The sequence below is a fragment of the Amycolatopsis sp. NPDC051061 genome, from assembly GCF_040682935.1.
Classification (GTDB): Bacteria; Actinomycetota; Actinomycetes; order Mycobacteriales; family Pseudonocardiaceae; genus Amycolatopsis.
Genome location: NZ_JBFBBZ010000012.1, coordinates 23740 through 46983 on the forward strand (window position 1 = coordinate 23740; position 23244 = coordinate 46983).

General features: G+C 71.6%; 24 protein-coding genes and 1 pseudogene. 16 read left to right on the forward strand and 9 right to left on the reverse strand.

From position 1 onward, the window contains the following. Positions 1-5 precede the first annotated feature (5 nt). Positions 6-1337, reverse strand: coding sequence for a carboxyl transferase domain-containing protein (locus AB0N03_RS17930; protein ID WP_364372390.1), 1332 nt, complete (start codon positions 1335-1337; stop codon positions 6-8). Continuing rightward, complete coding sequence (locus tag AB0N03_RS17935; RefSeq protein WP_364372393.1) at positions 1330-2754, reverse strand: acyl-CoA synthetase; 1425 nt, start codon at positions 2752-2754, stop codon at positions 1330-1332. Before AB0N03_RS17935 ends, AB0N03_RS17930 begins: the two co-directional genes overlap by 8 nt. 200 nt (positions 2755-2954) lie before the next feature. Here AB0N03_RS17935 and tsaB point away from each other — a divergent pair, with 200 nt between their 5' ends. Genes tsaB through tsaD form a run of 3 tightly spaced genes read left to right on the forward strand, consistent with a single transcriptional unit; the run spans position 2955 to position 5151 of the window. Continuing rightward, positions 2955-3629, forward strand: coding sequence for a tRNA (adenosine(37)-N6)-threonylcarbamoyltransferase complex dimerization subunit type 1 TsaB (gene tsaB / locus AB0N03_RS17940; RefSeq protein ID WP_364372396.1), 675 nt, complete (start codon positions 2955-2957; stop codon positions 3627-3629). Next, positions 3626-4105 carry a ribosomal protein S18-alanine N-acetyltransferase gene (gene rimI, locus AB0N03_RS17945; protein ID WP_364372399.1) on the forward strand — a complete coding sequence of 160 codons (480 nt, stop codon included), beginning with the start codon at positions 3626-3628 and terminating at the stop codon, positions 4103-4105. The genes tsaB and rimI overlap by 4 nt, the downstream gene beginning before the upstream one ends. Further along, positions 4105-5151, forward strand: a complete 1047-nt coding sequence (tsaD, locus tag AB0N03_RS17950) for a tRNA (adenosine(37)-N6)-threonylcarbamoyltransferase complex transferase subunit TsaD (RefSeq protein WP_364372402.1) — start codon at positions 4105-4107, stop codon at positions 5149-5151. Before rimI ends, tsaD begins: the two co-directional genes overlap by 1 nt. A 78-nt stretch (positions 5152-5229) precedes the next feature. On the opposite strand, the gene wecB is transcribed toward tsaD, so the two are convergent. The 3 genes from wecB to AB0N03_RS17965 form a co-directional block, all read right to left on the reverse strand. Beyond that, positions 5230-6381, reverse strand: a complete 1152-nt coding sequence (wecB, locus tag AB0N03_RS17955; RefSeq protein WP_364372953.1) for a UDP-N-acetylglucosamine 2-epimerase (non-hydrolyzing) — start codon at positions 6379-6381, stop codon at positions 5230-5232. Between the two features lie 95 nt (positions 6382-6476). Beyond that, positions 6477-6656 carry a peptidase gene (locus AB0N03_RS17960; protein WP_364372404.1) on the reverse strand — a complete coding sequence of 60 codons (180 nt, stop codon included), beginning with the start codon at positions 6654-6656 and terminating at the stop codon, positions 6477-6479. Positions 6657-6794: 138 nt separating this feature from the next. Next, the gene (locus AB0N03_RS17965) at positions 6795-7085 is read right to left on the reverse strand and encodes a hypothetical protein (protein ID WP_364372407.1); all 291 of its coding nucleotides are present in this window, start codon (positions 7083-7085) and stop codon (positions 6795-6797) included. Positions 7086-7442: 357 nt separating this feature from the next. Between AB0N03_RS17965 and xrtP the strand changes: the two are divergent. Both xrtP and AB0N03_RS17975 read left to right on the forward strand, forming a co-directional pair. Next, positions 7443-7951: pseudogene (gene xrtP / locus AB0N03_RS17970) on the forward strand (exosortase P). Beyond that, positions 7948-9189, forward strand: coding sequence for a glycosyltransferase (locus AB0N03_RS17975; RefSeq protein ID WP_364372410.1), 1242 nt, complete (start codon positions 7948-7950; stop codon positions 9187-9189). Before xrtP ends, AB0N03_RS17975 begins: the two are co-directional and overlap by 4 nt. A 61-nt stretch (positions 9190-9250) precedes the next feature. Here AB0N03_RS17975 and AB0N03_RS17980 read toward each other — a convergent pair whose 3' ends face one another. Next, entirely contained in the window at positions 9251-11125 is a 1875-nt protein-coding gene (locus AB0N03_RS17980; protein ID WP_364372413.1) for a peptidoglycan recognition family protein, read from the reverse strand. A 260-nt stretch (positions 11126-11385) separates the two neighbouring features. Here AB0N03_RS17980 and groES point away from each other — a divergent pair, with 260 nt between their 5' ends. Continuing rightward, entirely contained in the window at positions 11386-11679 is a 294-nt protein-coding gene (gene groES / locus AB0N03_RS17985) for a co-chaperone GroES (protein WP_004559922.1), read from the forward strand. 95 nt (positions 11680-11774) lie between these two features. Then, entirely contained in the window at positions 11775-13388 is a 1614-nt protein-coding gene (groL, locus tag AB0N03_RS17990; protein WP_364372416.1) for a chaperonin GroEL, read from the forward strand. A 110-nt stretch (positions 13389-13498) separates the two neighbouring features. Here groL and AB0N03_RS17995 read toward each other — a convergent pair whose 3' ends face one another. Beyond that, positions 13499-13801, reverse strand: a complete 303-nt coding sequence (locus AB0N03_RS17995) for a WhiB family transcriptional regulator (protein WP_364372419.1) — start codon at positions 13799-13801, stop codon at positions 13499-13501. Between the two features lie 209 nt (positions 13802-14010). On the opposite strand from AB0N03_RS17995, the gene AB0N03_RS18000 reads away from it, so the two are divergent. From AB0N03_RS18000 to AB0N03_RS18020, 5 genes are all read left to right on the forward strand, one after another. Beyond that, entirely contained in the window at positions 14011-14955 is a 945-nt protein-coding gene (locus AB0N03_RS18000; protein WP_364372421.1) for a MerR family transcriptional regulator, read from the forward strand. 158 nt (positions 14956-15113) lie between these two features. Further along, positions 15114-15968: a hypothetical protein gene (locus AB0N03_RS18005; RefSeq protein WP_364372424.1), complete on the forward strand. Its 855-nt coding sequence runs from the start codon at positions 15114-15116 to the stop codon at positions 15966-15968. A 131-nt stretch (positions 15969-16099) separates the two neighbouring features. After that, complete coding sequence (locus tag AB0N03_RS18010) at positions 16100-16696, forward strand: response regulator transcription factor (RefSeq protein ID WP_003073605.1); 597 nt, start codon at positions 16100-16102, stop codon at positions 16694-16696. 392 nt (positions 16697-17088) lie between these two features. Continuing rightward, positions 17089-17661 (forward strand): sigma-70 family RNA polymerase sigma factor, encoded by a 573-nt coding sequence (locus AB0N03_RS18015; protein WP_026468912.1) that lies wholly within the window; start codon positions 17089-17091, stop codon positions 17659-17661. Further along, a complete protein-coding gene (locus AB0N03_RS18020) occupies positions 17662-18600 on the forward strand; it encodes an anti-sigma-D factor RsdA (RefSeq protein WP_364372427.1) in 939 nt (312 codons plus the stop codon). A gap of 59 nt (positions 18601-18659) precedes the next feature. Here AB0N03_RS18020 and AB0N03_RS18025 read toward each other — a convergent pair whose 3' ends face one another. Next, positions 18660-19055, reverse strand: a complete 396-nt coding sequence (locus tag AB0N03_RS18025) for a DUF5319 domain-containing protein (RefSeq protein WP_364372956.1) — start codon at positions 19053-19055, stop codon at positions 18660-18662. Between the two features lie 129 nt (positions 19056-19184). Between AB0N03_RS18025 and guaB the strand changes: the two genes are divergently transcribed. The 4 genes from guaB (at position 19185) to AB0N03_RS18045 (ending at position 23051) form a co-directional block, all read left to right on the forward strand. Next, positions 19185-20696, forward strand: coding sequence for an IMP dehydrogenase (guaB, locus tag AB0N03_RS18030; protein WP_364372430.1), 1512 nt, complete (start codon positions 19185-19187; stop codon positions 20694-20696). 130 nt (positions 20697-20826) lie between these two features. Further along, positions 20827-21354 (forward strand): hypothetical protein, encoded by a 528-nt coding sequence (locus tag AB0N03_RS18035; RefSeq protein WP_364372433.1) that lies wholly within the window; start codon positions 20827-20829, stop codon positions 21352-21354. 1 nt (position 21355) lies between these two features. Then, positions 21356-21841, forward strand: a complete 486-nt coding sequence (locus AB0N03_RS18040) for a hypothetical protein (RefSeq protein ID WP_364372436.1) — start codon at positions 21356-21358, stop codon at positions 21839-21841. Between the two features lie 76 nt (positions 21842-21917). Further along, on the forward strand, positions 21918-23051 hold the full coding sequence (locus AB0N03_RS18045) for a GuaB3 family IMP dehydrogenase-related protein (protein WP_364372439.1): 1134 nt from the start codon (positions 21918-21920) through the stop codon (positions 23049-23051). On the opposite strand, the gene AB0N03_RS18050 is transcribed toward AB0N03_RS18045, so the two are convergent. Beyond that, complete coding sequence (locus AB0N03_RS18050; protein ID WP_364372442.1) at positions 23035-23235, reverse strand: DUF397 domain-containing protein; 201 nt, start codon at positions 23233-23235, stop codon at positions 23035-23037. The genes AB0N03_RS18045 and AB0N03_RS18050 overlap by 17 nt on opposite strands. Between the last annotated feature and the right edge of the window lie 9 nt (positions 23236-23244).

Genomic DNA, 23244 nt, shown 5'->3' on the forward strand with positions numbered 1-23244 from the left:
TGGTTCTAACCCGCCTGAACACTCACGACGGCCCGCGCCACGCCCAGGTCCACCAGGTCCTGGGGCCGCAGGTGCAGCTGGTTGGCGAGATCCGGGACCTCCGAGGCCGGCCGCTTCAGGATCGCCGCCGCCGCTTCCGGGGACGTCACCGAGAAGTACGCGTCGGGCGTCACCCACGTCGACTCCGGGGCCGCGAACGCCAACGCCCCGCCCGAGCCGCCTTCGCCGATCACCAGCGTCGTCACCGGGATCGATGCCGTCGCCACCGCCTCGAACAGCGCCGCGATCGCGCCGCCCGCGCCCGCCTGCTCCGCCGCCGCGTCGTTCGCCGCGCCCGGGGTGTCGACCAGCGTCAGCACCGGGATCCCCAGCCGTGAGGCCAGCTTGACCAGCCTCGCCGCGGTCCGGAAGCCCGAGGGCAACGTCGGTGTGCCGCACTGGGCCGCGTAGGCGATCGTCCGGCCGTCGCGCCAGCCGAAGCCGCACAAAACCCCGGGATCGACCCCGCCGCCGCGGTCGCCGCTGACGTCCGAGCGCCAGTCGAAGTACGCGTCGAGGTACTCGACGGCCCGTGGCCGTCGCGGGGAACGCGCGGCCTGCACCGCTTCCCAGCCCGTGCCGGGAAGGGAAGCCGGCCGCAGGGCGGAAGGCGGGGGAGCCGCCGCCGACGAATGCGCCGTCAGCAGCCGCAGCCACCGTTCCAGCACAGCGCCGAGTTCGTCGGGGGAGACGATCGCGTCGACCTGACCCCACTCGTACTTGGCCTCCGCCGTGTACGCCTCCGGCGAACCCGCGGGACGCACCCGAGAGCCCGCGAAGCCGACCTGCGCCTCCGGCAGCGCGAGGATGACGTCGGCGCCCGCGCCGAGCGTCGCCCAGCCGCCGCCGGTCGTCGGGTCGCGCAGCACCGAGATCTGCGGGATTCCCGACGCCCGCGTGAGCGCCGACGCCCGCGCCACCCGCTGCAGCTGCATCAACGCGCGCATGCCCTGCTGCATGCGGCTGCCGCCGGTCGAAACCAGCGAGACCACCGGCAGCCGCGCGTCACGCGCGTGCGCGAACGCCGCCTCGATCCGGTCGCCGGTGCGCTGCCCGAGCGATCCGCCGAGGAACCCGAACTCGAACGCGATCAGCACGGCCTCGACGTCACCGATCTTCGCCGTCCCGCAGACGACGGACTCCTTCTCGCCGGTGCGTTCTTCAGCGGCGGAGCGTGCTTCGCGGTAGCCGGGCCAGCCGATCGGTCCGTCGGCCGGCTCGTCGCGCAACGGCGTGGGGAACTCCTCGAAGCCGTTCGAGATCGCGCCGACGACTTCGCGCGCCGGCCGTCTAGTCACCGAGCGCCCGCTTCAAGACCTTGCCCATGTCGTTGCGCGGCAACGCGTCCAGGTACCGGACGACCCGCGGGCGCTTGTGCGGCGCGAGCAGCTTGGCGACGTGGTCGGCCAGCTCGTCGGCCGAAGGCGGCTCACCGCTGGGCACGACCCACGCGACGATCCGCTCGCCGAGGTCGTCGTCCGGCTCGCCGGTGACGGCCGCCTCCGCGACGCCGGGGTGTTCGAGCAGCGCGTTCTCGATCTCGCCCGCGCCGATCTTGTAGCCGCCGCTCTTGATCAGGTCGGTCGCCTTGCGCCCGACGATCTTGACGTACCCGTCGGCATCGCGCGTCGCCACGTCGCCGGTGCGGAACCAGCCGCCGTCGAACGCGGCCGCGGTCGCGTCCGGGCGGTTGAGGTACTCGGTGAACAGGTTGGGGCCGCGCACCTGGATCTCGCCGACGCCTTCGACGTCGTCGATCGTCTCACCGGCTTCGCCGACCAGCCGCAGTTCGACCCCGCTCAACGGCACGCCGACCGTGCCGGGCTTGCGCTCGCCGTCCGCGCGGACGCTCGTGTTCATCAGCGTCTCGGTCATCCCGTAGCGCTCGACGACCTGCTGGCCGGTCGCTTCGGTGATCCGCTGGTGGTCGTGCACCGGCAGCGCGGCCGACCCGGAGACGAGCAGCCGCGCGCCGCGCAGCGCGTCGGCGAGTGCCGCGTCCGTGCCGACTTCGCCGGCGATCCGGTGGTACATCGTCGGGACGCCGAACAGCATGGTCGCGCCGGCCGACAGCTCGCGCGCGACGCCCTCGGTCGAGAACCGGCCGAGGTGGCGCACCGAGCCGCCGCGGCGCAGCGGGCCGAGGATGCCGAGGATCAGTCCGTGCACGTGGAACAGCGGCAGGCCGTGCACCAGTGTGTCCTCGGCGGTCCAGCCCCAGGCGTCCTCGAGCGCGTCGAGCGTCGTCGCGATCGAGCGGCGGGGGAGGACGACGCCCTTCGGCGGCCCGGTCGTGCCCGAGGTGTAGACGATCAACGCGGGCGTCTCGGGATCCGGCTCTTCCGCGAGCGGCGTGGCTTCGCCGGTCAGCGGGATGTCGCGCCGGGGCAGGCCGGCCAGCCCCGACGGCAGCTCGGCGCCCGGCTCGGCCAGCACCAGCCGGGGTTCGCTGTCGGCGAGGATGTGCGCCAGCTCGCGCTCGCCGATCTTCGGGTTGAGCGGCACGGCCGGGACGCCGGCCAGCAGCGCGGCGACGACGGCGACGCTCGTGTGCAGCGTCGGGGTCGCCCAGACCGCGACGCGGCCGCGCGGCAGCTCGGCGGCGAGGCCGCCGGCGACCGCCGCGAGCTCTTCGTAGGTCAGGGCCTGTTCGCCGAACCGGAGGGCTTCCTTGCCCGAAGCTGACGTGAGGGTGGGGAACAACGGGTCGGGCACCGCGGGGACCTCCCAGTGTCGCACTCGATCCGCACGTTACCAATCCGGCCGAAAGCAGGCGGACACGTTCCCCGGCCGATCAGCGCAAGGCGCCGATTTCCGCCGTGGCTGCTGTCGGATTGGTGACAATCGGCACAGTACCGTGCGGATCCGTCCCCTGCAGCAAGTCGCCGAAGGCCCTGGTCGTAGGCTGGGACACCGTGTTGGTACTGGCGATCGATACCTCGACCCCGGCGGTGACCGCGGGCGTCGTCGCGGTGGGCTCGGGCGACGCTGACGGGGTCGAGACGCGCGGCGACCGCGTCACGGTGGACCCCCGCGCCCACGGCGAGCTGATCATGCCGCACGCGCTCGCCGCCGCCGAAGCCGCCGGAGTGTCCCTCAAGGACCTCGACGCGATCGTCGTCGGCGTCGGTCCCGGCCCCTTCACCGGCCTGCGTGCCGGGATGGCCACCGCCGCCGCGCTCGGGCACGCCCTCGGCCTCCCGGTGTACCCGGTCTGCAGCCTCGACGCGCTGGCCGCCGACGTCGTGCCGGGGGACAACGCTTTCCTCGTCCTCACCGACGCCCGCCGCCGCGAGGTCTACTGGGCCGCCTACGACGCCGCCGGGAACCGCACCGACGGCCCGCACGTCCAGCGCCCCGCCGACCTCGAGACCGGTGTCAAGGTCGCGGCCGGCGACGGCGCGCTGCTGTACACCGCCGCGCTCGACGTCCGGCCGATCGAGCCGCGCTTTCCGTCGCCCGCTGGCCTGGTGAAGGTCGCTCGCAGTGCGTTGCTGGCGAAGGAAGCGCCCGCGCCGCTGACGCCCCTGTACCTGCGCCGCCCCGACGCCGCCGAGCCCACCGCGCCGAAACGGGTGACCGCGCCGTGAGACTCGAGCCGCTGCGCCGCCGGGACATCGCCCGGTGCGTCGAGATCGAGCAGATCCTCTTCCCCGGCGACGACCCGTGGAGCGCGCGCGCCTTCCACTCCGAGCTGGACATGGGCAACTTCTACCTCGCCGCGCGCCCCGACGAGGGCGACGAGCTGCTCGGGTACGCCGGGCTGGCCGTCGTCGGGCGGCGCCGCGGCGAGTACGAGGCGACCGTGCACACCATCGGCGTCGCACCCGAGTACCAGCGCCGGGGTATCGGCAAGGCGTTGCTGCGGGCGCTGCTGGAGCGGGCGGACGAGTTCGAAGCGCCGGTGTTCCTCGAGGTCCGCACGGACAACGACTCGGCCCTCGCGCTGTACGAGAGCCACGGCTTCGAACGGCTCGGCATCCGGAAGCGCTACTACCAGCCCTCCGGCGCCGACGCGTACACGATGGTCCGCCCGGCGCGGACGCGAGACGAGGTGGCGGGCTGATGTCACGCATCATCATGGGCATCGAGAGCTCGTGCGACGAGACCGGCGTCGGCCTGGTCCGCCTGCACGACGACGGAGCGGTCGAGCTGCTCGCCGACGAGGTCGCCTCCAGCGTCGAGCAGCACGCCCGCTTCGGCGGCGTGGTGCCCGAGGTCGCGAGCCGCGCGCACCTCGAAGCGATGGTCCCGACGACTTCCCGTGCCTTCGAGAAGGCCGGGCTTTCCCTGTCCGATGTGGACGCCATCGCGGTGACGGCCGGCCCCGGCCTGGCCGGTGCGCTGCTCGTCGGCGTCTCCGCGGCGAAGGCGTACGCGACGGCGTTGGACGTGCCTTTGTACGGCGTCAACCACCTCGCCGGGCACATCGCCGTGGACACGCTGCAGCACGGGCCGTTGCCGACGCCGTGCCTGGCGCTGCTGGTCTCCGGTGGGCACACGCAGCTGCTGCGCGTCGACGACATCGCGTCGTCGATCACCGAGCTGGGGTCCACTGTGGACGACGCGGCGGGCGAGGCGTACGACAAGGTCGCGCGGGTCCTCGGCCTGCCGTACCCGGGCGGCCCGCCGATCGACAAAGCGGCGAAGAACGGCAATCCCTCCGCGATCGCGTTCCCCCGCGGTATGACGGGCCCGCGCGACGCGAAGAACGACTTCTCGTTCTCCGGCCTGAAGACGTCGGTGGCGCGCTGGGTCGAAGGCGCGTCTCGTCGCGGCGAGGAGATTCCGGTGGACGACGTCGCGGCGTCGTTCCAGGAGGCGGTCGCGGACGTGCTGACGATGAAGGCGATCCGCGCGGCCAAGGAACAGGGGATCGGCACCATCGTGATCTCGGGCGGGGTGGCGGCGAACTCGCGGCTGTCGTCCCTGGCGGCCGAGCGCTGTGCCGCGGCGGGCATCGAGCTGCGGGTCCCGCGGCCGCGGCTGTGCACGGACAACGGCGCGATGATCGCGGCTTTGGGTGCGCACGTGGTGGCGGCCAAGCGTCCGACGGCATCGCTGGACTTCAGCGCGAACCCGGCCCTGCCGGTGAACGTGGTCTCGCTTTAGGCCGCTCAGATGACATGAACGACTCTTTCATGTCGCCTGACGACATGAAAGAGTCGTTCAAGTCGTTGCGGCCGGGCCTCAGGAAGCCGCGGCGTGCTTGTGTGCCGGGGCCCCCACACCCAGCAGCTCCTCGATCGCCGCCACCGCCAGCGTCGCCGCGTTCCCCTCGCCGTAAGGGTTTCCCACCTGCGCCGGCCGCAGCTCACCGCTCAACAACCGCGCCGCCGTGTCCGCGATCCGCTCGGTGTCCGTCCCCACCAGCCACGCGCACCCGGCCGCCACGACCTCGACCCGCTCGGTGACGTCGCGCAGGACCAGCACCGGCGTGCCGAACGTCGGCGCCTCCTCCTGGATCCCGCCCGAGTCCGTCAGCACCAGCGACGCCAGCCGCAGCGCGCGGACCAGGTCCGGGTACTCCAGCGGGTCCGTCACCGTCACCCTCGGCAGCCCACCCAAAGCCGCCTCCACCTGGCCGCGGACCTGCGGGTTCGGGTGCGCCGGGAACAGCACCTGCACGTCCGGGTGCTCGGCCACGATCAGCTGCACCGCGGCCAGCGTCCGCTCCAGCGGCTCGCCCCACGACTCGCGGCGGTGCGACGTCACGAGCACCAGCCGCTCGCCCGCCTCCGCGATCTCCATCTCCAGCAACGCCAGCGCCGTGTCGCGCGCCGGGAGGTCGCGCGCCGCGATCTCCAGCACCGCGTCGACGACCGTGTTGCCGGTGACCGCGATCTGTTGCCGCGCAACGCCTTCCGCGCGGAGCTCAGCGGCCGCGCGCAGCGTCGGCGCGAGGTGCAGCGCCGCCAGCCGTGACACCATCTGCCGCGCGCCCTCCTCGGGGAAGGGCGCCGCCAGGTCGTGCGTGCGCAACCCGGCCTCCAGGTGCACCACGGGAATGCCCAGCCAGAACGCGGCCAGCGCGCCGGCGAGCGTCGTCGTCGTGTCGCCCTGGACGACGAGCGCGGCCGGGGAGAACCGGCGCAGCGCGTCGTCGAGTGCGGGCAGCAGGCCCGCGACCAGCTCCGCCTGACCGCCGGTGACCCGCGGCGGCACGTCCAGCCACGCATCCGCGACCAGGCCGAAGGGCGCCAAGGCCTGCTCGACCATGCCCGCGTGCTGCCCGCTGTGGACCAGGATCGGCCGGAGCGCGGGGTGCGCGTCCAGCGCCAGGGCCAGCGGCGCGAGCTTCAGCGCTTCCGGCCGCGTCCCGGCCAGCAACATCACGTCCACCGCGCGGTGCCCCTTCTCCACATAGTCCAGTGTCCAGGAATTTCCGCCTTGGAGGGCCGCCGGCGTGCGAGGGGCGCACGCCGACGGCCCTTCCCTCAGTCCCGCGCCCGGGAAAGGCGGCGGTTGCGGCATTGGACGGCGATCAGCGCGACGGTCCCGAGCAGGACCAGGAGCACGCCGACGGCCAGCCACCACCCGACGTCGGCACCGGTGGCGGCGAGGGTGCCCACCCCGCCGCCGGCCACGCCGACGCCCGCGCCCGGCATCTTGTACATCCGGGCCCCGCTCAGACCTGGGCGGAGCGGCGGCGGTAGATGCGCGTCCCGGCCGGCACCGCGACGGCTTGATGCCGACGGTCCCGAGGGCCGTCTTGAGCAGCGGCAACCCGACGTCGGCGGTGCTCGCCTTCGCCGTCACCGCCCCGGAATCCTCGTCGCGCTTGGCCTCGGTGGTGATCGCGCTGGCGGTGAGGACGCCGGGAGGTCGACCTTCGCCAGGCTGCTGCTCGCCGGGCCGGCCGTGGCGGCGGCCGCGAGCGGGCCCGCCTTCACCGCCGGCCGGCCGAGCAGCTTGACGTCGACCTTGACGCCGTACGCGGACCCGTCGCCGGGCGAGGCCCAAGCGGGGGCCGCGCCGGCGAGCACGACGCTCGCCACGACCGCGGCGAGCAGGCCGCCGCGGCGCACGAGGGAGCTTTTCCTCAACTGATCCTCCGAATTCGCTGGGTTTCCTGGAGATTCGCGTGACGGCGGCGCGGATCGAACCGGCTGGCCTCTACTCGGCACGCGAATCGACTATCGCCAAGCGCGGTTCGAATAGCACACGAAATTTCCCGGATCACCGGATCGGGTATTTCGCGACGTCGTTTCCGCTGGTCGTCACCACATCACCCGGTCGGGCTAGCAAGTTCGCCGCCGCTGCTGCCGAATGGCCGCTGAAACCACACCTCCGGGTGGAACCGCGGGACGTCCATGACTTACGCTCGCCCGGGTTCGCAGCTTGAACGAAGAATCGACACCGAGAGGACTGTCGTGGCCGTAGCGAACGCTCCGAATTGAGGTATTACGAAGTTTCCGCTGGTCATCGCGCTCGGCGCGCTGGCCGTCGCGGGAGCCGTGGTGGTGCTGGCCGAGCGGTTCTACCGCGAACTGGAAGTGCGCCTCGCGGGCGCGATCCTCGAGGCCGTCACTACATCGGGTGTTTATGTAGCGCCCGATCGGGAGTCTGTTTACTTCGGGTTGAACAGTGCTGCGCCATTCGGGTTGAGAATGACGCCGGAATGTTCGTCCGCGTTCCTTTTGCTGCCGCTGCTCGTTGTGACCATGGTCATGGTGTACTTCCGGCCCGCCAATGCCAAAAGGCTGTTCTTTTCGCTCGGCATTTCCGCGCTCGTCGTCGTGCTGGTGAATCAGCTGCGCATTCTCACGATCGTCGGGCGGGTCCACGGGTTCGGCACCGACAAGGCTACTACTGGGGCCACACGCTGCTCGGCTCGATGATCAGCGTCTTCGGCGGCGCGGTGTCGCTGGTCCTGTTCGTCTGGCTCGCGGCGCGGAAGAAGAAGGCATGAGCGTCAAGGTCCTGCTGGCGATCACGCAGGCGTTCGCGCTGACGATGAGCGTGGCGTTCCTCGTGTACGTCGTCGTGATCGTCGTCCCGTACCTGCGCCGCAAGCCCGCTCCCGTGGGCGATCCGGCGGACTTCACGTGGCACTTCTTCGTGCCGTGCCGCGACGAGCAGACGGTCATCCGCGAGACGATCCGCTACCTGCGCACGACGTTCCGCAAGGCGCACGTCTGGGTCGTCGACGACGACTCCGACGACCGCACGGCCCGCGTCGTCCGGATGCTGTGGCGGCGCCACGGCGGCTACGACCCGTATCTGCACCTGGTGCCGCGCGTGCGGCCCGAGGCCCGGACCGGCAAGGGCGACGCGCTCAACGCCGCCTACCGGGCGCTGAACGAGTGGATGGGCCCGGACGCGCGCCGGAACGACGTCGTCGTCGTGGTGGTCGTCGACGCCGACGGCCGCCCGGCCCCGAACTGCCTGGAGGTCTGCGCGGCGGACCACCTCTTCGGCGACGCGGAGATCGGCGCGGTCCAGCTCGACGTCCGGATGAGCAACGTCGGGACGCCGCCGCCGTCGCGCAACCCGGCCGGCCGCTGGTTCGGCCTGAAGCTCGCGCAGCTGCAGGATCTCGAGTTCCGGACGGCGATCGCGGCGATCCAGACCTCCCGCGGCTTCACCGGCACGATCTCCATGGGCGGCAACGGCCAGTTCACCCGGCTCACCGCGCTCGACTCGATCGCCGGCCCGGACGAACAGCCGTGGCGTGGCTCGCTGCTGGAGGACTTCGAGCTCGGCGTCCACCTGCTGACGGCGGGCTGGCGCACCGGGTTCACGCCGGATTCCCATGTGGCGCAGGAAGGTCTGTACAGCCTGCGGCGGTTCCTGGTGCAGCGCACGAGGTGGGGCCAGGGCACCATGCAGTGCGCCCGCTACCTGCGGCGGATCTGGGACTCGCCGCACCTGAGCACGCTCGGCGCCGCGGAGATGATGTACTACCTGGCCCAGCCGTGGCTGCAACTGCTCGGCTCGCTGCTCTACCCGATCCCGTTCGTCCTGCTGGTGACGAGCACCGCGGGCGACCCGGCGCGGATGTGGGCGTGGTTCACCGGCGGCGCGTGGATCCTCTTCGCCGTCTACTGGCGCGCGTTGTTCCGGCTGGTGCGCGGCCGCAACGGCTGGACGAAGACGCGCCGCAACACCGAACAGGCGGCCGGGGCGAAGGTCGCGCTCGACGCCTGAAAGCCGTGAAGGCCACCTTCAGGAACTACAAGTTCCTCAAGGTGGCCTTCACGAACTTCGGTCAGAACGCCGGCAGGATCCGGACGTCGTCCGCCTTGACGAACGCGATCCGGTGCCCGAACTGGATCTGGACGTACTTCAGCTTGCCCTTCACCACCACGTGGTCGGCCACGTCGAACGTCGTGGCCGAGTAGTACTCCGAGCCGACCGTCCCGGCCGAGGAGTACTTCTGGCCGGCGGCCAGCGTGTACGGCAGCGGCGTGATCGCCTGCACGGTGGTGTTCGCCGGGTAGGCCTCGGGCTCGGGGTAGGCCCGGCCGTACACGGGGATCGTCGTCAACCCCGGCTTCGGCGTCACGACGAGCCCGATCGCCGGCTTGGCCACGCGGGCGTTGCGCGGGTTGTGGAACCAGCCCTTCTGCCCGAGGTACCAGATCGCCGTCCAGTCGCCGCTGACGCCGGCGACGGCGTACTGCTGTCCGGTCGCGGCGCGGCTGCCGACGTCGGAGACGTCCGTTGTGGACGGTGAACCGTTCGGATGCAGGCCGATGTCGACGAGCAGCGGCGACGTCTCACTGGGCTGCGAGTGCAGCACGACGGCCTCCGAGCCCCGCGGCGCGCAAGCCGTGCCGGGACCGTCGCACCCGGTGAACACCGGCTGGTTCTTCGCGAAGTCCGGGTCGATGGTGACCAGCGACGAGCCGGGCAGCCCGAACCCGCCGAGCGGCGCGCCCAGCAGGTCGAAGTAGTGCGACCAGTCCCAGTAGGGGCCCGGGTCCCAGTGCATGCCCGCGATGGTCGACGGGATCGTGCCCGGCACGTTGTCGTGGCCGATGATGTGCGCCCGGTCGAGCGGGATGCCGTACTTGCGCGCGAGGTAGCCGACGAGCTTCGCGCTCGACCGGTACATCGCTTCGGTGTACCAGGTGCCCTTCGCGGCGAAGCCCTCGTGCTCGACGCCGATGGACTTCGCGTTGACGTACCAGTTGCCGGCGTGCCAGGCGACGTCCTTGGTCGGCACGTGCTGCGCGATCAGGCCGTCGTTGGAGCGGATGGTGTAGTGCCAGCTCACGTACGTCGGGTCCTGGGCGAGGTCGAGGACGTTGTCCCAGTAGCCCTCGGTGTCGTGGATGACGATGTGGTCGATCTTCTGGCTGACCGGCCGGTTGGCGAGGTCGTGGTTGCCGTAGTCGTCGTTCGGCAGCTCCTGGTAGGGAGCGGGGACCGACTCGCAGGCGACGGTCCGCGGGCACTCGACGTTCGCCGGGTTCCCGGCGTGCTGCGGGGCTTTCAGATCGGGCGTCGCGGCCAGGGTGACCTGCTGGCCGTCGTCGGTGGTCCGGGCGACGCCGGTCTTGATGGTGTCGAAGACCTCGTCGGCGAAGGTCTGCGCGGCGTCTCCGGCCGACCCGCTGTACCGCGCGACGGCGTCGTACCAGTCGGACTGGCCGGCGTGGTACTTCGCGAGCAGGGCGGCGCCGCCCCGGATGTTCTGGGCGGCGTCGGTGCGGAGGGTCTCGGCTTTTTGGCCGGTGAGCTGGGCGGCCTCGTCGACGGTCTGCAGCCCGTGCGGCGGCGTGGCGGGGCCGGCCTTCGGGTGCAACGCGGGGCGGGCGTCGTCGCCACGGGGGTCTTCTGCGCCCTCGTCGTGGTGGCTGGTCGCCACCCCGGCTTCGCGCAGGTCGGTGAGGTGCATCGGGCCGTAACCGGCGGCCGTGCTGGGCGTGCCGGCGTTGGAGTCCCAGCGGGATTCGAGGTAGGAGACGCCGAGCAGGACGTTCTCGGGGACGCCGAACTCGGCCGCGGCGGCGGTGAAGTCGCGCTGCCGCTGTTCGGTGGTGGCGGCGTGGGCCGGAGCGGCGGCGAGGCCGGCCGCGATCGCGACGACGGCCGCGACGGCCGCCGTTCTCGGGACGGAACGGGAGGACATGGGCATAAACCCCCAGGGTTCAGGTGCCAGACGTGAGAACCTAACCAGAAACTCACGCCGGAGGTAAGAGGTGCCGCTGACCTGGCGATGCGTGACCGGCGCCGGTGGGCGTCGGACGATCGGGCCGACCCTGGTTGCACGGCTGGCACTCCCATGGCTAGAGTGCTAATCGCACGGCCCGACAGCCCCGGCACCCGCGACGGCGGGGGTGGTAGGAGCCGTAATACATCCTGCCGACGCTTTCGACGACCGTGGAGGTCAACCCGGTGAGCGTGAACATCAAGCCGCTCGAGGACAAGATCGTTGTCCAGACGAGCGAGGCCGAGGAGACGACCGCTTCCGGCCTCGTCATCCCCGACACCGCCAAGGAGAAGCCCCAGGAGGGCAAGGTTCTGGCCGTGGGCCCGGGCCGGATCGACGACAAGGGCAATCGCGTCCCGCTGGACGTGAACGTCGGTGACGTCGTCATCTACTCGAAGTACGGCGGCACCGAGGTCAAGTACAACGGTGAGGACTACCTCATCCTGTCCGCCCGCGACGTGCTGGCCGTCATCAACTGACGTCCGCTCGCAGCGCATGACGCCCCGGGCCCCGCACAAGCCGGGGGACGGGGCGTTCTTGCGTCTCAAACACCGAAAGGTAAGCGGAAACCGCTATGCCCAAGCAGATCAAATTCGACGAGGACGCTCGTCGCGCGCTGGAGCGCGGGGTGAACAAGCTCGCCGACGCGGTCAAGGTCACCCTCGGTCCGCGTGGTCGTCACGTCGTGCTCGACAAGAAGTTCGGCGGCCCGACCATCACCCTCGACGGCGTGACCGTCGCTCGTGAGATCGAGCTCGACGACCCGTTCGAGAACCTCGGCGCGCAGCTCGCCAAGAGCGTCGCCACCAAGACCAACGACGTCGCCGGCGACGGCACCACGACCGCGACCGTGCTCGCGCAGTCGCTGGTGAAGGTCGGCCTGCGCAACGTCGCGGCCGGCGCCAACCCGTCCTCGATCGGCCGCGGCATCGAGGCCGCCGCGGAGAAGGTCATCGAGGTCCTCAAGGCCAAGGCCACCCCGGTCAAGGGCCGCAAGGACATCGCCCAGGTCGGCACCGTCACCTCCCGTGACGCCAACATCGGCGCCCTGCTCGGCGAAGCCGTCGAGAAGGTCGGCGAAGACGGCGTCATCACCATCGAGGAGTCGTCGACCCTGGCGACCGAGCTGGTGATCACCGAGGGCGTCCAGTTCGACAAGGGCTTCCTCTCGGCGCACTTCGCGACCAACCCGGAGGAGCAGAAGGCGATCCTCGAGGACGCCTACATCCTGCTCGTCCGCGAGAAGGTTTCTTCGCTGGCGGACCTGCTGCCGGTGCTCGAGAAGGTCGTCGAGGCCAAGAAGCCGCTGCTGATCATCGCCGAGGACGTCGACGGCGAAGCGCTGTCCACCCTCGTGGTGAACTCGCTGCGCAAGACGATCACCGCCGTCGCCGTCAAGGCGCCGTTCTTCGGTGACCGCCGCAAGGCGTTCCTGGACGACCTCGCGGTCGTCACCGGCGGCGAGGTGGTCTCCGCGGAGATCGGCATGAAGCTCGCCGACGCGGACCTCGGTGCGCTCGGCAGCGCGCGGCGCATCGTCGTCACCAAGGACGACACCACCATCGTGGACGGCGCCGGCACGAAGGACGCCACCCAGGCGCGGATCGCCCAGATCCGCAAGGAGATCGAGTCCACGGACTCCGACTGGGACCGCGAGAAGCTGCAGGAGCGGCTCGCGAAGCTGGGCGGTGGTATCGCGGTGATCAAGGTCGGCGCGGCCACCGAGACCGAGCTGAACGAGCGCAAGCACCGCATCGAAGACGCCGTGGCCGCGACCAAGGCGGCCGTCGAAGAGGGCATCCTGCCCGGCGGCGGCTCGGCGCTGGTGCACGCGGTCAAGGACCTGGAAGACGGCCTCGGCCTCGAAGGCGACGAAGCGACCGGTGTCCGCATCGTGCGCGACGCGCTGTCCGCCCCGCTGTTCTGGATCGCGACCAACGCGGGCCACGAGGGCGCGGTCATCGTCAACAAGGTGCGGGAGCAAAGCTGGGGGCACGGCTTCAACGCCGCCACCGGCGAGCTGACCGACCTGCTGGCCGCCGGCATCGTCGACCCGGTCAAGGTGACCCGGTCCGCGGTGGCGAACGCCGCTTCGATCGCGCGTCTCGTGCTGACGACGGAGTCGTCGATCGTCGAGAAGCCGGCCGACGAGGAGCCCGCCGCGGCGGGTCACGGCCACTCGCACTGATTTCCGAACGAAGCCGGGCGGCACTCCTGCTGGGAGTGCCGCCGCTTTCGTCTTGAAGAGCACGAAGGGCGGCACCCCACCCGGTGCCGCCCTCCGTTGTCTGTGGCCGCTCAGCCGCCGGACATGCTGAGCGCGCGTTTGTCGGACTTGATGAGGTGCTCGCGTTCGGACTCCGAGAGCCCGCCCCAGATGCCGTAGGGCTCGTGCACCGCCAGCGCGTGGCTGCGGCACAACTCCAGGACGGGGCAGCTCAGGCAGACCGCCTTCGCCCTGGCCTCCCGCCGTGCCCGCGCCGGGCCGCGCTCGCCGTCCGGGTGAAAGAAGGACGCGCTGTCCATCCCCCGGCACGACCCTTCGAGCTGCCAGTCCCACATGTCGGCGTTGGGTCCTGGGAGCCTGCGCGTGTCTGCCATCCTGACCGCCTCCGTCAATCGGTCGATGCCGCTAGCTGCTCTGCTGTGATGCCGATACTCCATTCGGTGCAACGGCCGTAACGTTAGAAGCGCGCCAATAGTTGTTCAAGCGATTCGGTTCGATTCAGCCGTTAGGCATCCCCCGGATGTGTGAGCAGGGGTTTCGCCTCCGGTTGCCGACCGCGCTGAGTGCCTGGATATTGAGGCTCGTGGGAGCTGGGTCGGGTACCGAAGAACCCACCCTGCCGGTGGCCTCGGTCGCCCGCCGGCTCGGGGTCGCGCCGTCCACCCTCCGAACCTGGGACCGCCGCTACGGGCTGGGCCCGAGCAGGCACACCGACGGTCGTCACCGCCGCTACGGCAGCTCCGACATCGGCCGGCTCGAACTGATGCAGCGCGCGTTGCTGAGCGGCGCGTCGACGGCCGAGGCGGCGCGCTACGCCCTCGAGCAGATGCCGCGCTCCGGCCCGCCCCAGGCCGAGGAGCCTTCGGTACCCGCCGACGCGGCGGCGGCCGACGACGGCCTGGAGGTCCGCTCCCGGCTCGCCCGCCGCTTGAGCACGGCGGCGCTGGCGATGGACGTGGGAGCGGTCCAGCGCATGCTCGCGGACACGATCACCGAGCTCGGCGTGCTCCCCGCGTGGGCCGGCGTGATCGAGCCGGTGCTGTCGGCGCTGGGGGCCCGCTGGCGGGGGGCGAGCGCGGGCGCGGAGGTCGAGTACCTGCTGGCGGAGTGCGTGTTCGCGGCGCTGGTCCGCGCGACCCCGGTCCTCGACGAGCCCCGCAACACGCGCCCGGTGCTGCTCGGGTGCGTCCCGGACGAGCGCGACTCGATGCCGATGTACGCACTGGCGGCATCGCTGGCCGGCCGCCGGATCGGCGCGCAGCTGTTCGGGGTGCCGCTGCCCGCGGAGGTTCTGGCGGTGGCGGTGCGCCGGAGCGCACCGGCGGCGGTGGTGCTGTGGGCGCACCGGCGCGGGGTGGCGGACACGCGGCTGTTCGCGCGGGTGTCCCGGGGGAGGCAGCGGAGCCGGTTGTTCGCGTGCGGGCCCGGGTGGGACCCGGCCGGGTTGCCGGACAAGGTGGAGCTGCTGGTGGACTTGCCGGGAGCGGCGGACCGCATCGAGCACGTCTTGGCGGGCGGGCGGCGGTAGCCGGGAGTCGCGAATGACTCATTCCCGGCGTCGGATGTCCCGAATGAGTCATTCGCGACGTTCGTCCAGGCCCCCTCGCGCCCGACCCGACCCGACCCGAGCCGCGCGTCTCGCGACTCGATCATGATTCTGTCGGTGGTAACCGCTAGAAAGGACGGGTGCACGAACCCGCCCTCAGGGCCGCCGCGTTCGGGAGCGATCCGCTGCCCGATCCCGCCGTCACGCGCGGTGCCGGCGGTTCGCGGGAACGGCTGCTCGCCGCCGTCGTGCTCGGTGCCCAGGGCCGGTATGCCGCCGCCGCGGCTCTGCTCGGCCCGCTGAGGCGCGAAGCCGGCCCCATCGACGCCTCACTGGCCGCCAGCACCCTCGCCGCCCACCGGAGGCAGCTGGGGGGCCACCGGGAGGCCCGTGCGCTCGACGGCGAGGCCTTCGCGAAAGCCGCCGGCCAAGAATCCGGGCCAGACCCCGACGGTCTCGACGCCGCAGGCGCGCGGGCCGACGCCCTCCTCGGCCTGGCCGCCGACAACCTCGCCCTCGGCCGCCTCCGAGCCGCCCGAAGGCTCGCCGCGCGGGCCGAAGCGGAAGACGCCGGGTGGCGGGCGCGGGTCCGCGGCGGCTGGGTCGGCGCCGAGATCGAGCTCGCCGCAGGTCAGGGCGCCGCCGCCGTGCCGCACGCCGAGCGCGCATTCGAAACGGCCCAAGCCCGTGGTGCGCGGCGGCACACCGTGAAATCCGGGATTGTGCTGGCCGTGGCCCTGCGGGCCGCCGGGGCTCCCGATCACCAGAACATTTCGGACGGCCTTGTCGGAAAGGCAATGGCGACCGCCGAGGAATGCGAACTGCTTTCACTTTTGTGGCCCGCAGCCCTCGTCATGGCCGATGTGCGCCCAGGACACGCCGAGGAGTATCGATTCAGAGCCGCAGAGGTGTTGCACGCAGTGTTACGAAGCGCAGATCCTTGCGGAAGGAGGATCGCGGGGGAATCGCCATGGGTGCCCGCCCCGGGTCGTTGAGCCGTCGGAATGGGGTGTTCCGGCATCCGGGCTAAGAAAGTTCAAAAAAAGCCACCGGATCGTGTCAAGGTTCGGGCTAAAGCGTCCGATAGGGGAAGTGGAATGTCACCCGGCTGCAGGAAGGAAACCCCGTGACGACGGTCTTGATCTGCGACGACCGACGCAGTGTCCGTGAAGGGCTCACCCGAGTGATGTCCGCGGTCCCTGGGGTCAGTCGCATCGACTGCGTAGCGCACGGTGACGAGCTGCTGGCCCGGTACTCCCGTCAGCCCGTCGACGTCGTGCTGGTCGGAACGCAACGCGCGGTTCCGACAGGTGTCGAAGCCACTCGACGGCTCGTCTCCGCAAACCCCCAGGCGAACGTCATCGTCTTCGGCGCCCCGGACGACGCGGGCAGCATCGCCGCCGCGATCGCCGGCGGTGCCCGAGGCTACCTCCGCTGGGACGCGTCCCGGCCGGAGCTCGTCGCCGCACTGGCCCACACCCTGGCGAGCACCTCGGTGCCCGCGCCCCGTCAGCCGTCCGACCCGGGCGTCCAGCTGACCGAGCGCGAGCTTCAGGTGCTCCGCGGGATGAGCCAGGGCAAGAGCAACGGCCAGATCGGCCGCGAGCTGTACCTGTCCGAGGACACGGTCAAGACCCACGCCCGGCGGCTGTTCCGCAAGCTCGGCGTGCGCGACCGCGCGCAGGCCGTGGCGCACGGCTTCCGTCGCGGCCTGGTCAGCTGACCCGTCCCCGCGGCTTCTCCTCGATCCTGACACGGCCGGAATACAGGTGACGACGGGCCAGGGCGCTCCGCCCTGGCCCGTACCTGTGTGGTCCCCATCACACTCCGGCGCCCACCTGGGCAGCCCCGGGGCGGACCCCCGCCCCGGCACCCGTCCCTCCGACGGAGCTCGTACCCGCGACGCCGTTCGCTCGTTGTTCGACGATATCGACCGCGGGTCAGCACGATAATCCGTATTTCCGCGCCTCCAGGCGGTGCGGCGCGCCGGGGAACACCGCGCGCGCCGGCCCGAAGCGGGCCGAAGGTACGGTAGCGGTCACCGGTTCGGGGTGGAGGCGACCACGGGCCGGGTTCTTTGCACACCTACGCGTAACACTGGGACTGTTGTCTGCGATGGCCAATGTGGGGGATGGACTGGATGAACCGGTCGCCGCTGCTGTCGAGGGAGATCCCCAGGCAGTGGAGCGGCTGCTGGCTGCTATCCGTCCACTGGTAGTGCGGTATTGCCGCGCCCGGGTTGGCAGGCAGGAGCGATCGTTCGCTTCGGCGGACGACGTTGCGCAGGAGGTGTGTCTCGCGGTGCTAACGGCATTGCCCTCGTATCGCGATCAAGGCCGCCCTTTCCTGGCCTTCGTCTACGGAATCGCCCAGCACAAGGTGGCCGACGCGCACCGCGCGGCGGCGCGCAACCGGGCCGAGCCGGTGGCCGAGATCCCCGACGAGGTCGAAGGCGGGGTCGGCCCCGAGCAGCGGGCGCTGCAAGGTGAGCTGAACGAGCGGATGTCCCAGTTGTTGCAGGTGCTGCCGGACAAGCAGCGGGAGATCGTGGTGTTGCGCGTGGTCGTCGGCCTGTCGGCGGAGGAGACCGCGGACGCGGTCGGCTCCACGCCCGGCGCCGTCCGCGTAGCCCAGCACCGCGCCCTCGCGCGGCTGAGAAAGGTCCTGGCCGCGGAGGAGGTGATCTGAGTGACCGGTCACGAGAAGGGCTACGAGCCCGATGACGTGTTCGGGAATGGCTTGTCGTCGTCGGAGGCGGAATTCGCCGCCGACCTGTCGGCGGTCCAAGCGGACGACGCGCTGCTCGACGCGCTCGGCGGGTCCGACCCGGCGCTGGCCGACGGCCTCGGCGACCAGGAGCTCAACGCGTTGCTGGTGGCGTGGCGAAGAGACATCGACAGTGAGCCCTTGGCCGAACTGGTCGACGTCGACACCGCTGTGCGGACCGTCACCACCGCGAGTCTCGCGAAGCAACACGCTTCTAGCGGACGCCGTCGCAGGCTGCTCGTCCCGGTCGCCGTCGCCGCCGCCGTGCTGGCGATCGCGTTCACCGGTACCGGGCTGGCCGCGCGCTCCGCGCAACCCGGCGACACCCTGTGGGGCCTGGCGAAGGTCCTGTACTCCGATCACACCCGCTCGGTCGAGGCGGCCGCGAACGCGAAGCTCGACCTCGAGAAGGCGAACCTGGCCATCGCCGGTGGCAACCTCGACGCCGCCCGCGAAGCCCTCGACGCCGCCCAGGCCGCTCTGTCGCAGGTCAGCGACGAGGACAACCGCGACCAGTTGATGGAGCAGCACCGGCAGCTGGCCGCGCAGCTCCAGAACCCGGACGCGCCGGTCCAAGGCCCGATCCAGACCACTTCGCCGCAGGTCCCGCCCGGCGGAGCCTCCTCGACGCAGGTGCCGCCGGCCGGCTCGGCGACGTCCATCCCGGGCAGCGGCAGCGGCACCACCAGCCTGCCGGGCACCGGGACGCCGACCCCGACGCCCCCGCCGCCGACCACCGAACCGCCGCCGCCGACCACCGAGCCGCCGCCGTCCACCACGGCCGCGAGCGGCAACGACCCCGGCACGAACACGGGCCGCAGCGAGTCCGCCGTCGGCGGGCAGGGCGCGGGCGACGGCTAGTAGTACCTCGGACGTGAAAAAGCCCTGGTGAGCAAGCTCACCAGGGCTTTTTCACGGACTCAGTAGGCGCTTTCGTTGGCCGTCACGCCGTCGGCGAAGCCGCGGCAGTAGTCCCAGCTCACGTAGTCGCCGGGGTTCGGGTCGTAGGCCGGCTCGTGCGGGCGCATCCGCCCGTCGGCCAGCAGCTGCTCCAGGCTGGCCCGCAGCAGGTGCCAGTCGTGGTAGTGCGGTTCGTCGCACTCACCGCAGTCGACGACGATCCCGCGGACCGCGCGCGGCTCGAGGAGTGCCTGGTAGACGGCCAGATCGGAGAGGTCGGCCAGCAGCTCCGTGCGTTCCTGGTCGCTGATCGGCTCGTCCGGCCGGTCCTCGTCGACGAGGAACGCCCGGGCCGGGTCGTCCGGGTCGTTCGCGAACGGGTCTGGAGGCAAGACATCATGCGCCACGGCCAGCACGGTACCGGGCGGTCCCGGCGGCTCGCCCACCGCCCGGGCCGGGCTCGCGCGGCGGATATCATGAGGGGAAGGCTCCGAGTCGCCACAGCGACCCCGCTCATCCCGCGTCAGGAAGGCCCTTCACCCGCTATGACCAGCGACGGCATCACCGCCCCCATGCCGGCCAAGTTCGCCATGCTCGGCCTGACCTTCGACGACGTGCTGCTGCTGCCGGCCGAGTCGGACGTCGTGCCCAGCGCGGTGGACACCGGCACGCGGCTGACCCGGAACATCACCCTCGGCATCCCGCTGGTCTCCGCCGCGATGGACACCGTCACCGAAGCGCGGATGGCCATCGCCATGGCCCGCCAGGGCGGCATCGGCGTGCTCCAGCGCAACCTGCCGATCGACGAGCAGGCCGCCGCCGTCGAGGTCGTGAAGCGGTCCGAGGCGGGCATGGTCACCGACCCGGTCACCTGCTCGCCCGACGCGACACTGGCCGAGGTCGACGCGCTGTGCGCGAAGTTCCGCATCTCCGGGGTGCCGGTGGCCGACGCGTCCGGCGCGCTGGTGGGCATCATCACCAACCGCGACATGCGGTTCGAGGTCGATCACAGCCGCCCGGTGTCCGAGGTCATGACGAAGGCGCCGCTGGTCACCGCGCAGGTCGGCGTGTCCGCTTCCGCGGCGCTCGGCCTGCTGCGCCGGCACAAGATCGAGAAGCTGCCGATCGTCGACGGCGCGGGCAAGCTGCGCGGGCTGATCACGGTCAAGGACTTCGTGAAGACCGAGCAGTACCCGAAGGCGACGAAGGACCCGGACGGCCGCCTGATCGTCGGCGCCGCGGTCGGCGTCGGCCCGGACGGCCACAAGCGCGCGATGGCGCTGGCCGACGCGGGCGTCGACGTCCTGATGGTCGACACGGCGCACGGGCACTCCCGCGCGGTCGTCGACACCGTCTCGCTGCTGAAGAAGGAGCTGGGTGACGCGGTCGACATCGTCGGCGGCAACGTCGCGACCCGGGCGGGCGCGCAGGCACTGGTCGACGCGGGCGCGGACGGGGTCAAGGTCGGCGTCGGCCCGGGCTCGATCTGCACCACCCGGATCGTCGCGGGTGTCGGCGTCCCGCAGATCTCCGCGATCTACGAGGCCGACCAGGCGTGCCGCCCGGCGGGCGTCCCGGTGATCGGCGACGGCGGCATCCAGTACTCCGGCGACATCGCGAAGGCGATCGCGTCCGGCGCGTCCACGGTGATGCTGGGCAGCCTGCTGGCCGGCACCGCCGAGTCGCCCGGTGACCTCATCCTGGTCAACGGCAAGCAGTTCAAGGTCTACCGCGGCATGGGCTCGCTCGGCGCGATGCAGTCGCGTGGCCAGGCGAAGTCGTACTCCAAGGACCGCTACGCCCAGGACGACGTGCTGAGCGAGGACAAGCTGGTCCCCGAAGGCATCGAGGGCCGCATCCCGTTCCGCGGGCCGCTGGCCAACGTCGTGCACCAGCTCGTCGGCGGCCTGCGCTCCGGCATGGGCTACGCGGGCGCGAACACGATCGCCGAGCTGCAGGAGGCCCAGCTGGTCCGGATCACCGCGGCCGGCCTCAAGGAGAGCCACCCGCACGACATCACGATGACCGTCGAGGCCCCTAACTACACGACTCGCTAACGCCCTGCAGCGGAACCCGCACTCCGAACCGGTCCGAAGTGCGGGTTTCCCGCTGAGTCACCGTGACCCACAGTGCTTACGGTAATCGGCCTATCGCCTTCCGTGGCCGTCGTGGTGTGCACTGAACGCCATGACGGTCAGCCGCTTCACGCGCGTGCTGCGCAAGGTGTTCTTCACGGCCGTCGCGCTCGTGTCGCTGTTCCTCGGCGGGATCGTCTGCCTGATGTGCCAGGTGCTGGCCGGCCGCGACGCGCCCACCTTCCGCGTCGACGGGCACGTCCTGTCCCACGAGCGGGGAGCCCTCCCGGTCGGCGGGGACGACGAGGCGGTCAGCCACACCATCGCGGTCGACGCCGGGCACCGGCTCTACCGTGTCACCGCGGTCGATCCCGGCCTCGACCTGCCGGCCGGGCAGCCGGTCGCGCTCGACGTCTCGACGGCGGACGGCAGCATCGCCTACCTCCGCGCCGGTGGTGGCGTGGTCGACCTGCGGCCGGGGGTGATCCGGCCGGTGCTGCTGATCTGCGCGGCCCTGTTCGCGCTGGGCGCGATGTACTTCGGCGCGGTCCGGCTGAACGTCTACCCACCGGTGGCGACCTGGCTGGCCCTGGCCCTGGGCGCGCTGCTGGCGCCCGTCGCCGTCTTCGTGCGGGTGTGACGTGCCCGTCAGTCTGGCCGCGCCCGCGGCGTGGGCCGTCGCCGCCGGAGCGGGCCTGACCTTCGCGGTGTACGGGATCCTCGAGTCGGCCGGGCCGGTCGAGCGCGCGGAAGCCGTCGTCGAGGCGAGCCACGACTACGAGTCGGGGTCCGGGGGCCACCACACCTACCACCTGGTCCTGCGCACGGCGTCCGGCGAGCGCTTCGAAGCCGAGGGCTCCGAGAAGGGCGTCCACCTCCGGTCGGGGGACGACGTCAGGATCGAAATCTCCGCGGTCGGGCGGGAGGTACAGGCCATCGTGGTCTACCGCCGTCCGATCGGCACCGACGCCGGGGAAAGCCTGGCCTTCTGGGCCGTGCTGCTCGGCGGCGGAGCGCTGGCCGGCGCCCTGGCCCACGCGGCCGCGGCCGAGCGCCCGCTGCCGGCCGCGCTGAGCACCGTGGCCGGGCTCGAAGCGGGCGTGGCGCCGGTGTTGCTGCTGTTCTAACCCCCGTGCGCGGGTCACCCACGCGGACTGGCGACAATGGGGCACGGCAGATTGTCGTCGTCGGAGGAGGCTTCACGTGCGGGACCTGGTCGAGATCGGGATGGGCCGCACCGCGCGGCGGGCTTATGACCTCGACGACGTCGAGATCGTGCCGTCGCGGCGGACCCGGTCGTCTTCGGTGGTGTCCACTTCCTGGCAGATCGACGCCTACCGCTTCGACCTGCCGCTCGTCACGCACCCCACGGACGCGATCGTCTCGCCCGGCACCGCGGTCGCCGTCGGCGAGCTGGGCGGCCTGGGCGTGCTCAACGCCGAGGGCCTCTGGGCGCGGCACGCGAACGTCGAAGACGCCATCTTCCAGCTGGTTCGCGCGGCCGAGGACCTCGAGGACCCGACCGCGATCGGCCGGGTGCTGCAGGAGCTGCACGCCGCGCCGATCCAGCTCGACCTGCTGTCCGAGGCCATCAAGACGGTCCGCGAGTCCGGCGTCACGGTGGCCGCGCGCGTCAGCCCGCAGCACGCCGCCGAGCTGACCCCGGACCTGATCGCGGCCGGCGTCGAGATCCTCGTCGTGCAGGGCACGATCATCTCCGCCGAGCACGTGGTGCGCGAAGCCGAGCCGCTGAACCTCAAGGACTTCATCGGCCGCCTCGACGTGCCGGTGATCGCCGGCGGCGTCAGCGACTACCGCACGGCGATGCACCTCATGCGCACCGGCGCGGCCGGCGTGATCGTCGGCCACGGCTACACGCCGGGCGTCACGAGCACCGACCGCGTCCTCGGCATCGGCGTCCCGATGGCCACGGCGATCATCGACGCCGCGGCCGCCCGCCGCGACTACCTCGACGAGACTGGTGGCCGCTACGTGCACGTCCTGGCGGACGGCGGCATGACGGTGTCGGGCGACATCGCGAAGGCCATCGCGTGCGGCGCGGACGCCGTCATGCTGGGCTCCCCGCTGGCCGCCGCGTCGGACGCACCCGGTCAGGGCCTCTACTGGACGGCGGCGGCCGCGCACCCGTCGCTGCCGCGCTCGCGCGTGGCGGCCGGGCCGGACTACGCCGTCGACCTCAAGACCCTGCTGTTCGGGCCGTCGTCCGACGCGGAAGGCGTGGTGAACCTCTTCGGGGCACTCCGCCGTGCGATGGCGAAGACGGGTTACTCGGACCTCAAGGAGTTCCAGCGGGTGGGGCTCACCGTCCGCCGGTGACGTGCGCGAGGAACGCGGCGAAGGCGTTTTCGGAATAGACGAGCACCGGGCGGGCGGCGAGCGCCGCCTGCTTGGTGTCCCGCACCCCGACGACGCCCGGGCCGGTGCCCACCTCCACGCAGGCGTTCTCCTCGAAGTGGCTGTGGCTCGACTTGCGCCAACCGGTGAGCTGCTGGGGGCCCATGTCGGTCCC